Raw genomic sequence first — 12,085 nt, 5'->3', positions numbered from 1 at the left:
ATGACGACCACAATCCTCACCGACCTCGCGCAGATCGTCGTGGATTTTGCGATAGCCATAAACGCCGCCGCTCTCCAGCCAGGAATGCTTGATCAAACCCAGCAGTCGCTGGTCGTCTTTGGCGCGTACAGATTGCGGCTTAGACAGCCAGGCGTAATAACCGCTGGGATGGACTTACAGCGTCAGGCAAAGCCGTCGAATCGAATAGTCGCCCGCGCGCTGCTTGATAAAGGCGTACTTCAGCCGCACTCCTTGGCAAAGTACGCGGCGGCCTTTTTTAATATGTCTCGCTCTTCAGTCACCCGCTTGAGTTCCGCTCGCAGACGACGTAGCTCAGCGTGCTGATCATCATCCTGCTGCCGTTCTTCTTGAGGTTTGCTGTAGCGCTTTATCCAGGCATAGAGGCTATGCGTCGACACGCCGAGACGGGCCGCTACCTCAGCGACAGGCAGCTTCTTTTCGGTCACTTGATTGACTGCTTGGATTTTGAATTCTTCGGGATAACGCGGGTTGCTCATGGCACCTCCTGATTGGCCTCATTTTAAGGCATGGAGGTGTCTACGAAACCCGGGGCGATTCAAACTGCTCGATTGGAAGGCGGGTCTAGATGAGCGAGAGCGCTGATCGGAGAGGCTGGGGGCGGAGAGCCCGTGTTTACTGGGGGGAGGAGCAATTTTATGGAGCGGGTAGAGGGAATCGAACCCTCAACTAAAGCTTGGGAAGCTTTCGTTTTACCACTAAACTATACCCGCGTTTTGCACGTTCCTTTGCTCACAAAACGACATGTCCTATAAGAACCCTCGTCGGAAGCTTGGGAAGCTACTGTTCTACCATTAAACTATACCCGCTCAGAGCGGCTGACTTTGTACCAGATGTTCATCGGGATTTGAAGTTTTTCTTCGAAAAATGTGTGGGTTGCGTCGCTCAAGCTCAGTTGGAAGCTGGCTTGCCTGCGATACATCGCCTGTGTGACTGACACACAGGTACCTGCATCGCGGGCAAGCCCGGCTCCCGCCCAAGCGGGCGTTTCAGCTCTGTCATTTCAAATCGCAAAGGCATGCTGCGTCTGGCCCTGGTGGTAGCGCAAGCGACTGGCCTGTCGCTGCGGTTTCAAAAAGCCCACCACCGCGTCCCGGCTGTCCCGACACGCCGCCTTGTGCTCCATATCCAGAAAATGCCCGGTCGCCTGAATAGTGCTGAAGCTGCTCTTGGCCACATGCTGGCCAAACAGCTTGGCGTCTTCGGCGCTGGTGTACTCGTCCCATTCGCCATTCAAAAACAGCACTGGGATGTCGATTTGCCGCGCTGCCTTGAGGTAGCACAGGCGGTCGCTGTTGAGCACGTGGGTGATGTGAAAGTGCATCTGCCCGTATTCGTGCTCGGCCAGGCTGCTGACGTGTTTGTAGTTGAAGCGCTTGAACAGCGACGGCAGGTGTTTGCCGATAGTGTTGTTGACCAGGTGGCCGACGCGGTCGCGGTCAAGGTTGCCGAGGTAGTCCACACCGCGTTCCAGGTAATCGCGCATCGGTGCATTGATCACCGGGGAAAACGAACTGATCACGGCCTTTTCCACGTGGCGCGGTCGCGCAGCGAGGGCGACCAGGGTGGCAGCGCCGCCCCAGGAAAATGACAGCACGTGTTCGGCGGCGAAGTGGTCGATGAGTTCCAGCAGAATCTGGCCTTCGACTTCTTTCGTCAGCATCTGCTCGTGGCGGTTGTGGATTTTAGAGCGGCCAGCGTAGGGCTGGTCGTACAAAACCACGTTGAACTGCGGGTACAGGCTTTTCACGGTTTGGGCGAAGGACGCCGTGGTGGCCATCGAGCCGTTGACCAGGATGATGGTCTTTTCAGCAGCATCCGCGCGATAGAACTCCGTGTAAACCCGATACTGACCCTGTATATCCAACACAGCGATTTCTGGCCTCATGTCGTAAGACTCCTGGCAAGCGGGTAGGGCGCGCAGATCACTCTGCACGAGCTTTATGACAGGTAGGCATACGCCTGGAAGAGGAGCGCCCATGTCCGTCCGATGACGGCTGGCCGACGGCTGTTGTCAGGGCGGGCTGTTTGCCTGAGAGGCCCGTAGATCACGCGCGGGCGGGGCAAGGTGTTTCTTGGAGGTTATAAGGCGACTCGCCAGTCATGATTTGGCTGACGGTTTGATTCAAGCAGCACAGACGCCAGGTCGCAAGGCGACCAGCTGGTTTATTGCCAGCACCGGCCGAACGGTCATCAGACCGCGAGGATTTCGTTTTCAGTCAGTGCCCGATATTCGCCCGGCGCCAGCGAGTCATCCAGCGCCAATGGCCCCATCCGCTCACGGTGCAAGCCGATGACCTTGTTATCAAAGTGCCCGAACATGCGCTTGACCTGGTGATAGCGGCCTTCAATGATGCTCAGCCGCGCAGTCGTCGGCCCCAGCAGGGCCAGCTCGGCGGGCTGCGTGGTGAGGTCTTCAAACGCGAAATACACGCCGGTTGCGAAGGTGATCGCGTACGCCGGCGTGATGGCCTGTTCGGTTTCCACGCGATAAACCTTGGGCAGCTTGGTCTGCGGTTGCGTCAGGCGCCGTGACCATTGGCCGTCGTTGGTGATCAGCATCAGCCCGGTGGTATTGAAATCCAGACGACCGGCGATATGCAGCTCGCCTTTGTCCGGTTCATTGAGCAAGTCGAGGACCGTCCTGTGCTGCGGGTCTGAGGTAGCGCTCACACAGCCTTGAGGTTTGTGCAGCATGAAGTAGCGCGCCGGTTTGCCGGCTTGCAGCACGTCATTGTCGACACACACGCGGCTGAACTCACGCACCTCATGGTGCGGATCGCTGACCGCCACGCCATCGACGGTCACCCGTCGCTCTACCAGCAGCACGCGCACTTGCTGACGATTGAAACGCGGCAGGTTGCTGAGGAAACGATCAACGCGCATTACTCTATCGCCGCCTCACGCAATTGCGCATCCACTTGGGCACAGCGCGGGCACAGGCAGGCGGTGTTGCGCAGTTCATCGGGCAAGGCTTGAAGCACCGCCGGATCGAGGGTGACGCTGTAGCACCAGCAGGCCTGGTCGGCGGTGCGCGGGTCAGCCAGTGCGCAGTCGTTACGGGCACCGCAGGCGGGGCAGAGGGTTGGCGTGGTCATGTGGGTTCGTGCTGTATCGCGCAGTTTTCAGCACGATACAGCGCCGTCCCGCTATTGCAAGCTGCGCAGGTTACCGCGCCGGCCGCTGAAGTGGCTGATGGTATCGGCGAGGCAGTGAGGCCCACCGATGAGGCGGGTTTTCCACTGGCCGCCAGCGAGTTGCACCTTTCCACGCCCGGGCGATGAGGTGTTCAGCTCGTCTGAAACAGGTGTTACAACCTGTGTCTGAAACGCACCAGATTCGGATTTCGATGTCAGATATTTCGTCATTCAATGAAAGACGAATGCCGCTCTCCAGCGTCGCTGGAGGTGCTCTCAAGCGGTCCAGGAGGCCGCCATGTATCGACGACTGCTGCTCACTGCGTTACTCGGGTTGACCCTTTCTGCGTGTGTGCCCTATTACGATGGCGGTGCTACTTACTATCGCTCCGAGGTCTACACCGCGCCGGCACCGGCCTATTACTACGGCGGCCCCGCTTACTATCAATATGGGCGCAGCTACTATGCGCCGCCACCACGTTACTATTCGGCGCCGCGCTATTACCAACCGGCCCCGCGTTATTACCCACGGCCCGCTTACCGGCCTTATCCAGGCCAGGGCTGGAACAATCGTTGGGGCAATGGCGGGTCGGGCCATGGCGGTGGACGCGGCGGCGGTGGCGGTGGCGGCCATCGTTGACAGGTCATGACCTCAAGCGGCGCCCCAGGTGCCGCTTTTTTATGCAGACCGTTCGTCGGCACTGTCATTTCTAACAGCTATCGCAAGCGTTTGATCTGCATTCCACTGCTGGGGACGCCGTTGTGCGTCTCTGAGGAGGCAGTGGGTCTATGGAATGCTCTTTGATCAAACGTGTGTGCTTGTTCTTATTGTGGGTGGGTGGCGTCGCGCAAGCGAATGCGGAACAGGGCTGTCCCTACCCATCATCGGTCAAGTACGTGAGCGGCTATTTTCAAGCGTCGGATAAACACTCTCATTGGCGAAGCCCGAAGGTCGACGCCAATGACTTCGCGGATCGCTTTATCGGTGCGCTCTTCACCCCCGGCAAGGGCCAGGATCGCGAGAACGGCTACCTGGACCGCTGCGTTTATCTGATGGGCAGCGGGCGGAGCCTGGCATTGCGGTATGACATGCCGGGGACCCTCAGCACGATGTCGCTGACCAAGTCCCTGCACTGGGAACTCGCCACCGATCCACTCAAGCAAGACGTCTACATTTGCCAGGACAGCCAGCCGGACAATTGTGCATTTACGGTCGGGCGCCTGAATTGATTGCCTGTCAGTAGTCGGACAAGTCTGCCAGAGGGTGCCTGCCTTCCCACACCTTGGTGAAGTGCGCCTGCACCACAGCCTCCGGCACCGTGTTGATATCGGGCCAATGCCAGTGGGGTTGCTGGTCCTTGTCGATCAAGCGTGCGCGTACGCCTTCGGCAAATTCCGGGTGACGGCAGCAATTGAGGCTCATGGTGTATTCCATCTGGAAGACCTCAGCCAATGACAAGTGCCGGGCGCGCTCGACCTGTTCCCACACCAGATGCGCCGTCAGCGGGCAACCTTCGGCCAGCGTCTTGCCGGCACGGCTGAACATCGGGTCGGCGTGGTCGCGCAACAGGTTCAAGGCGCGCCAGGCACAGCGCACATCGCCCACATCCAACCATTCATCAATCTGTGCGCGACGGGGCAGCCATTGCGCCTCCGGTTGCTGGCTGACGGCTTCCTGGGCCAGTGCCTTGAGCAGGCTGTTGAGCTGCATCGCGGTCTGTTCCTGCCAGTTCAGTTGCAGCAGGCCTTCGATCAGTTCGTCTTGCTGGTCATCGCGCAGGAAACGGTCGGCCAGGCCCAGGTCCACTGCGTCGCGGCCGTTCATATGCGCGCCGGTGAGGCCCAGGAATAATCCCAGCTTGCCGGGCAAGCGTGACAGGAACCAGCTTGCGCCCACATCCGGGTACAGGCCGATGCTGATTTCGGGCATCGCCAAACGGCTGCTGGGGGTGACGATGCGTATTGCTGCGCTCTGCAGCAGGCCCATGCCTCCGCCCAGCACATAGCCGTGGCCCCAGCAGATCAGCGGTTTCGGGTAGGTGTGCAGGCGATAGTCGAGGCGGTATTCGGCCGCAAAAAAATCGGCGGCCAGTGCTGGCACAACGCCGGGCCGTTCACGGCAGGCCTGGGCCAGGCTGCGTACTTCACCGCCCGCGCAAAAGGCCTTTGGCCCGTTGCCGCGCAGCAGTACGCAGACAATATTCGGGTCTTTGGCCCACGCATCCAGACGTTCGGTCAGGGCCAGGATCATCGGCAAGGAAAGCGCGTTGAGCGATTTTTCAGCGTCCAGGCTGGCGATGCCAAGGCGGGCACCGTCGCTGCCGGTCAGCTCTTCGAAGTGCAGGTTCATCGTGACCTCAATCGAGAAAGTGAAGGATCAGTATGATCGGTTCAACGGAAAGTGCCGGTGGTGTGTCAGATCAATTGACAAGCGGGGCCTGCTTTCCTAGGGTTCGCCCATTCTTTTTCTACGCGACGAACACACCATGACCGAAGGCGACCGTATCAAACTCGAACCCAGCTGGAAACACGCCCTGCGGGATGAGTTCGAGCAGCCCTACATGGCCCAACTGCGCGAGTTCCTGCGCCAGGAGCACGCCGCTGGCAAAGAGATTTACCCGCCAGGCCCGCTGATTTTCAATGCGCTCAACTCAACGCCTTTGGACAAGGTCAAAGTGGTGATTCTGGGCCAGGACCCGTACCACGGGCCCGGTCAGGCCCACGGGTTGTGCTTCTCGGTGCAGCCGGGCGTGCCGACGCCGCCCTCGCTGGTCAATATTTACAAAGAACTCAAGCGCGACTTGAACATCGATATTCCCAACCACGGTTGCCTGCAAAGCTGGGCGGATCAGGGCGTGCTGATGCTCAACACCACCATGACCGTTGAGCGCGCCAATGCCAACGCCCATGCGGGCAAGGGCTGGCAGTTCTTCACGGATCGGATTATCGAGGTGGTCAGTGAACATCAGCCGCACCTGGTGTTCCTGCTGTGGGGCGCCCATGCGCAAAGCAAGCAGAAGCTGGTGGACGCGACCAAGCACCTGGTACTGACGTCGGTGCACCCGTCACCGTTGTCGGCGTATCGCGGGTTCCTGGGCTGCGGGCATTTCAGCCGTACCAATAAATTTCTTGAGCAGAATGGCGAGACGCCGATTGAGTGGCGGTTGCCGCCGCTCTAAAGGTTAACCGCAACCCAATGTAGGAGCTGGCTTGCCTGCGATGACGATCTGTCAGCCGATATATTTATTGACTGAACCACCGCTATCGCAGGCAAGCCAGCTCCCACATTGGAATTTTGTGAAGGCTTAGATTTTTTCCGGCTGACGGTTCCAGTGCCGGAACAACGGCTCCGCCAGAAACAGCACAAACAACAAGCGCATCACCTGCATCGCCGTCACCAACGGCACCGACAGTTGCAGGGTTTCGGCCGTCAGGCTCATTTCAGCAATACCGCCCGGCATCATGCCCAGCGTGAGTGAGCGTAAGTCCAGATGTGTCAATGCACTCAAGCCCACCGCCGCCAACGTCGCCAGCGCCATGGTCAACGCCGTACCTAGCAGCGTACGCGCCATGAACGACGGTGCACGGCGAAAGAACTGACGGTTGAAGTGGCAGCCCAAACCGCTGCCGATCAGCCATTGGCCGATCTGGCTGCCGCCATCGGGCAGGCCGATGTGCAAATCCCACACAACACTGGCGGTCGCACTGACCAACAGCGGGCCGAACAGCCACGGGTTGGGCTGACGCAAACGCTGCCAGCCCCAGGCCACCAGCGCCCCAAGCGGAAACAGCAGCGCCAGCCACGCCCAGTTCACCGGCGCCGGATGAAACTGCGGCGCGCCGCCTTCCAGCACGTACTTGAAGATCGCCGGCACACACAACACCACCACCAGCACACGCAGACTCTGGCCCGCCGCGACACGGCTGAGCACCGCGCCATTGCGTGCGCCGAGGTTGACCATCTCACCGGAACCGCCCGGCATGCTGGAGAAGAACGCGGTGGCGCGGTCTTCACCGCTGCGGCGCATCAACCACACGCCGACACTGCTCGACAGGCTGGTGATCAGCGCGCCGAAGAAGATCAGGCCGAAGTGGCTCATGACTTGCTCGATCACCACCGGGGTGAAGTGCAACCCGATGCCGATGCCCACCACCCATTGGCCGCATTTGCGCCCGCCGGGAATCTCCGCCAGTTGCCATGGCGTGAGGCAGCGCACCAGGATAATTGCCAGCAACGAGCCGACCATATAAGGCAAAGGCCAGCCGACGAGGCTGGCCAGGTAACCGCCGGCCAGGCCGACCAGCGGTGTTGCCCACCATTGCTTAAAGGTGACCTCAGACATCGGCCAGGGCACGACGCTGCAGGGCACGTTTGCGATAGATGCGCACCAGCGGGAAAGCCAGCATCAGCGCGGTCAGCACCCACACACCAAAGGTGATCGGGCTGGACCAGAGGATGTCCAGCGCGCCGTTGGAAATCGACAGCGCGCGGCGCAGGTTCTGTTCCATCAGGCCGCCGAGGATGAAGCCCAGCAGCACGGGCGACAGCGGGAAGTCCAGCTTGCGCAGGATGTAGCCGAAGATGCCGATGCCGACCATCAGGAACAAGTCGAAGGTGGTGGCGTGAACCGCGTACACACCGATAGCGGTGATGATGGCGATCACCGGCACCAGCGCCCAATTCGGCACGGCGAGGATGCGCGTGAAGATGCGGATCATCGGGATGTTGAGGATCACCAGCATGATGTTGGCGATAAACAGCGACGCGATCAGGCCCCAGACGATGTCCGGTTGCTGTTGGAACAGCAGCGGGCCAGGGGTGATGTTGTACAGCGACAATGCGCCAATCATCACAGCGGTGGTGCCTGAACCGGGTACGCCGAGGGTCAGCATCGGCACCAGCGCGCCGCAGGCGGAGGCGCCGATTGCGGTTTCCGGAGCGGCGAGGCCGCGCATGTCGCCCTGGCCGAATTTACCGCTGGCGCCGGCCAGGCGTTTTTCGGTCATGTAGGCAACGGCCGAGGCGAGCGTCGCGCCGGCACCCGGCAAGACGCCCATGATGAAACCCAGCAGGCCACAACGGATGTTAACCACGAAGACTGCAGACGCTTCCTTCAGGTTGAACATCATTCGCCCGGTGGCTTTTACCGCTTCCTGGCCGCGGTGGGTTTTTTCCAGCAGCAACAGGATCTCGCTGATGGAGAACAAACCCAGGACCAATACGACAAACTGGATGCCGTCGGTGAGGTGGATGTTGTCGCCGGTAAAACGGTACACGCCGCTGTTGGCGTCGATGCCGACGGCTGAAAGGAACAGGCCGATCAGCGCCGCCACAAAGGTCTTCAGCGGTTTGTCTCCGGCCATGCCGCCGAGGCAGACAATCGCGAACACCATCAGTACGAAATATTCCGCCGGGCCGAAGGCAATCGCCCATTTGGCCAGCAGCGGCGCAAACAGCACCATGCCGCAGGTGGCAATGAACGCGCCGATGAACGAACTCCACGCCGACAACGACAGTGCCACACCGGCCAGGCCTTTGCGGGCCATCGGGTAGCCGTCGAGGGTGGTCATTACGGTGGACGCTTCGCCGGGAATGTTCAGCAGGATCGAGCTGATGCGGCCGCCGTATTCGCAGCCCAGGTAGACGGCAGCGAGCAGGATCAAGGCTGATTCCGGCGGCAGACCCAGGGCGAACGCGATGGGGATCAGCAGGGCTACGCCGTTGATCGGGCCCAGGCCCGGCAGCAGGCCGACCACGGTGCCGATCAAGGTGCCGCACAGGGCGGTCACCAGGTTGTAAGGGGTCAGTGCAAGGCCGAAGCCCTGGCCCAAATAGCTGAACGTATCCATATCAGTTCTCCAGAACTTCAAGCAGGCCGAGGGGCAGCGGTACATCCATGGCTTTGTCGAACAGCAGGTAAAGACCAATGGCCATCAGCGTGACGATTACCACGCTCGGCACCCAGCGGCCGCCATACAGGCGCGCCATCGGAATGCCGATCAGCATGCTGCTGAGGATGAAGCCCAGAGCCTCGAACGTGCCGGCAAACACGATCAGCAGCGCCACGCAGATGCCGATCTTGATCAGCGTGTCGCGGTCCAGGGCCGGTTCTTCTTCGGTGTGCTTGGTGGGCTGTGGGCGAAACAGCATGTAGATCAGGCCCAGGCTCATCAGCCCGAGCATCAGCAGCGGGTAGGCGCGAGGCCCGACCGGCTCGTAGGAAAACGCCGCCTGATACGGCCATGCCATCAGCGCGAGGCCGGCGCAGACCAGCAGCATCACTGAGGCGAAAATGCGTTGTAAGAGCATGTGAAACTCCTGGGCCGCGCCGCCCGTCGAGGAGGGCGCGGCCGTGCGAAAGCGAGGCGATTACTGGATCAGGCCGAACTCTTTGGCCAGCACTTTGTAGTCAGCCACCTGTTTCTTCACGTAGGTGTCCAGCTCCGGGCCGGTCATGGCGAACGGGAACAGCTCGCGCTGGTCACGCAGCTTGGCGAACTCTTCGGAGGCCAGCAGTTTGTCGAACGCTTCTTTCCACCACGCGTAATCGGCATCGCTGACTTTTGGCCCGAGGTAGAAGCCGCGTACCACCGGCCAGACGATGTCGTAGCCTTGCTCCTTGGCGGTCGGAATGTTCTTCATTTCCGGCTCGTCCAGGCGCTTTTCGGCAAACACGGCGAGCAGGCGCATGTCGCCGCTGAGGATGTGCGGCATGGAGTCGGAGATGTCGGTGCTGCCCACCTGGATATGACCGCCGAGCAGTGCGGTGGCGATTTCACCGCCGCCTTCGAGTGCCACGTAACGCAGGTCGCGCGGGTTGATCCCGGCAGCCTTGGCGATCAGTGCGGTTTGCATCCAGTCCTGGCTGCCGACGGTGCCGCCAGAACCGATGACGACGCTGCCCGGATCTTTCTTCAGGGCTTTAACCAAATCGTCGAGCGTCTTGTAGGGCGAATCGGCTTTCACCGCGATGGCCCCGTAGCTGGTGCCGACGGCCGCCAACCAACGCACGGCGCTTTCATCAAAGCGGCCGAACTTGCCCTGGGCCAGGTTCAGCAGCGAACCGCTGGACCACGCTACCAGCGTGCCAGCGTCCGCCGGGCGTTGGGCGACCACCGCGTTATAGGCCACCGCGCCCACGCCGCCTGGCATGTAGGTGACGCGCATCGGCTTGCTCAGCAACTTTTCGTTGACCAGCGCGCTTTGCGCCAGTTTGCAGGTCAGGTCAAAGCCACCGCCGGGCGAGGCCGGGGCGATGCACTCCGGGCGCTTGGGTTCGTCGGCGGCCAGCAGTTGGCCGGCGAACAGCATGCAGCCGGCGGCGAGGGCCAATTTACGCAGTGAATGGGTCATGGATATCTCCGTCTTTGTTGTTATGAGTTGCGACTACCAAAGCGCAATGCTGTAGCTCACCAGCACGCGCACTTCGTCGGCATCACGTGCCGAATAGTTGGAGCGGTAGGTGGCGTTACGCAGGCGCAGGGCGACATCCTTGAGCGTGCCGCTTTGCACCACGTAGCGGATCTCGCTGTTGCGCTCCCACTCCTTGCCGGTCTCGCCGTTGCGAAGCCTGATGTTGTCACCCGACAAATAACGGCTCATGAAACTCAGGCCGGGAATGCCCAACTTGGCGAAGTCATAGTCGTAGCGCGCCTGCCAGGAGCGCTCCTGTGCGCCGGCAAAGTCGTTGATCTGCACGAAGTTGACCAGGTACGGATCGCTGCCATCCACGTAGGGAAAGGCGCTGTCGCCGGACATGTGCTGGTAGCCGGCGCTGAGCTTATGGCCATTGAGGGCATAGCTGAACAGGCCGTTGAGGGATTTGTTGTCGATGTTGCCGCCACGGGCGCTGCCGGTGTCATCGCTGATGGCCAGGCGCAGGTCGGCGCCGAAAGTGCCGGGGCCCACTGGGCGTGAGGCCACCAGGCCAAGGAAGTGCTGGCGGTAGACGTCGTCGAGCTGGGCGAAGTGGTAGCTGCCGGTGATCTTGTCGGCGAACTTGTAGTCCGCACCGCCGAAATTGAAGTGCTTGCCGGTGGCGCCGCTGACGAAGCGGCTGTTTTTGTTGTTGAGGGCGATGTCTTCGTAGTGGGTGTCGTCGCGGTCTTTGGCTTTGTCGAGGCGGCCGCCGGTGAACACCAGGTTTTTGAATTCTTTGGAGGTCAGCAGGCCGCCGTTGAAAGTCTGCGGCAGGATGCGCCCGTCGTTGGGTTTGAGGATCGGCAGTTCGGGGATCAGCGCGCCGATTTTCAGTTCGGTGGCGGAGATCTTCACTTTGCCGGTCAGGCCCAGCTTGGAGTATTCGTTGGCGGCGCGGCCGTCGTCGTGGGTCGGCAACAGGCCGGTGCCAGTGCGGTCGGGGCTGGAGTCGAGCTTGACCCCAAGCATGCCCAACGCATCCACGCCGAACCCGACAGTGCCATCGGTGTAGCCCGATTGCAGGTTGAGCATGAACCCCTGGGCCCATTCGTCACGCTTGGATTGCTGGGCACTGGTACCGTCGCGAAAGTCGCGGTTGAAGTACATATTGCGGGTTTCGAGGGTGGCGCTGCTGTCTTCGAAGAAGGCGGCCTGGCTCAGTGGCGAAAAGCCGGCAAGGGCGGTGGCACTGGCAAGGGCGGTCTGGGAAAGGCGAGAAAAACGAACAGGTGGGCAAGCCTGTGGCTGTGTCGACAGCATCGTTGTGTACTCCGTTATTGTTCTTATTTTGGCGAAAACGCTTCGAGGCGTTTTTCTGGCACTACGGATCAGGTAGCTCGGCGGGCATAACCCACCGTGGCTGGATGCTAAAGGGCGAAGCTTTCACTAACCTTTCAGTTGCCTTTCAATGTTTTCGGGCTTCACAGGGCAGGCGGCGCCTGTAAACTGCCCCGCAAAGCGTGGCGTCGACCATGCCCGAATGAGGTGA

12 protein-coding genes, 1 tRNA gene and 1 pseudogene are annotated in these 12,085 nt (G+C 60.7%); 3 read left to right on the top strand and 11 right to left on the bottom strand.

Going from position 1 to position 12,085, the window contains the following annotated elements:
- From AACW30_RS20810 to AACW30_RS20790, 5 genes and pseudogenes are all read right to left on the bottom strand, one after another.
- Nucleotides 1–518, bottom strand: a pseudogene (locus AACW30_RS20810) (transposase); the annotation flags it as partial.
- A gap of 160 nt (nt 519–678) precedes the next feature.
- Nucleotides 679–752 (bottom strand) — tRNA-Gly (locus AACW30_RS20805).
- 290 nt (nt 753–1,042) lie between these two features.
- Nucleotides 1,043–1,927: an alpha/beta fold hydrolase gene (locus tag AACW30_RS20800; RefSeq protein WP_200623325.1), complete on the bottom strand. Its 885-nt coding sequence runs from the start codon at nt 1,925–1,927 to the stop codon at nt 1,043–1,045.
- Between the two features lie 305 nt (nt 1,928–2,232).
- On the bottom strand, nt 2,233–2,925 hold the full coding sequence (locus AACW30_RS20795; protein ID WP_200623323.1) for a 16S rRNA pseudouridine(516) synthase: 693 nt from the start codon (nt 2,923–2,925) through the stop codon (nt 2,233–2,235).
- Nucleotides 2,925–3,137 (bottom strand): cysteine-rich CWC family protein, encoded by a 213-nt coding sequence (locus AACW30_RS20790; RefSeq protein WP_119738934.1) that lies wholly within the window; start codon nt 3,135–3,137, stop codon nt 2,925–2,927. Before AACW30_RS20790 ends, AACW30_RS20795 begins: the two co-directional genes overlap by 1 nt.
- 337 nt (nt 3,138–3,474) lie before the next feature.
- Between AACW30_RS20790 and AACW30_RS20785 the strand changes: the two genes are divergently transcribed.
- Together AACW30_RS20785 and AACW30_RS20780 are read left to right on the top strand one after the other, a co-directional pair.
- A complete protein-coding gene (locus tag AACW30_RS20785) occupies nt 3,475–3,816 on the top strand; it encodes a hypothetical protein (RefSeq protein WP_119738936.1) in 342 nt (113 codons plus the stop codon).
- 161 nt (nt 3,817–3,977) lie between these two features.
- Nucleotides 3,978–4,406, top strand: coding sequence for a DUF3757 domain-containing protein (locus AACW30_RS20780; RefSeq protein WP_200623321.1), 429 nt, complete (start codon nt 3,978–3,980; stop codon nt 4,404–4,406).
- A 7-nt stretch (nt 4,407–4,413) separates the two neighbouring features.
- On the opposite strand, the gene AACW30_RS20775 is transcribed toward AACW30_RS20780, so the two are convergent.
- Nucleotides 4,414–5,526: an enoyl-CoA hydratase/isomerase family protein gene (locus AACW30_RS20775; protein WP_200623318.1), complete on the bottom strand. Its 1,113-nt coding sequence runs from the start codon at nt 5,524–5,526 to the stop codon at nt 4,414–4,416.
- A 136-nt stretch (nt 5,527–5,662) separates the two neighbouring features.
- On the opposite strand from AACW30_RS20775, the gene ung reads away from it, so the two are divergent.
- Entirely contained in the window at nt 5,663–6,355 is a 693-nt protein-coding gene (gene ung / locus AACW30_RS20770) for a uracil-DNA glycosylase (protein ID WP_106577028.1), read from the top strand.
- Nucleotides 6,356–6,481: 126 nt separating this feature from the next.
- Here ung and AACW30_RS20765 read toward each other — a convergent pair whose 3' ends face one another.
- Genes AACW30_RS20765 through AACW30_RS20745 form a run of 5 tightly spaced genes read right to left on the bottom strand, consistent with a single transcriptional unit; the run spans nt 6,482 to nt 11,856 of the window.
- Nucleotides 6,482–7,519 (bottom strand): AbrB family transcriptional regulator, encoded by a 1,038-nt coding sequence (locus AACW30_RS20765; RefSeq protein ID WP_200623316.1) that lies wholly within the window; start codon nt 7,517–7,519, stop codon nt 6,482–6,484.
- Nucleotides 7,512–9,026 (bottom strand): tripartite tricarboxylate transporter permease, encoded by a 1,515-nt coding sequence (locus AACW30_RS20760; RefSeq protein WP_200623313.1) that lies wholly within the window; start codon nt 9,024–9,026, stop codon nt 7,512–7,514. Before AACW30_RS20760 ends, AACW30_RS20765 begins: the two co-directional genes overlap by 8 nt.
- Nucleotide 9,027: 1 nt before the next feature.
- Entirely contained in the window at nt 9,028–9,486 is a 459-nt protein-coding gene (locus AACW30_RS20755; protein WP_119738943.1) for a tripartite tricarboxylate transporter TctB family protein, read from the bottom strand.
- 60 nt (nt 9,487–9,546) lie between these two features.
- Nucleotides 9,547–10,530, bottom strand: a complete 984-nt coding sequence (locus tag AACW30_RS20750; RefSeq protein WP_234452481.1) for a Bug family tripartite tricarboxylate transporter substrate binding protein — start codon at nt 10,528–10,530, stop codon at nt 9,547–9,549.
- A 33-nt stretch (nt 10,531–10,563) separates the two neighbouring features.
- Entirely contained in the window at nt 10,564–11,856 is a 1,293-nt protein-coding gene (locus tag AACW30_RS20745; protein ID WP_200623312.1) for an OprD family porin, read from the bottom strand.
- Between the last annotated feature and the right edge of the window lie 229 nt (nt 11,857–12,085).

It is taken from the genome of Pseudomonas sp. MF6747, assembly GCF_963890955.1.
In the GTDB taxonomy this organism is placed as follows: domain Bacteria; phylum Pseudomonadota; class Gammaproteobacteria; order Pseudomonadales; family Pseudomonadaceae; genus Aquipseudomonas.
The sequence above is the reverse complement of the archived record's forward strand: the minus strand, read 5'-3'. Positions and strand labels throughout refer to the sequence as shown.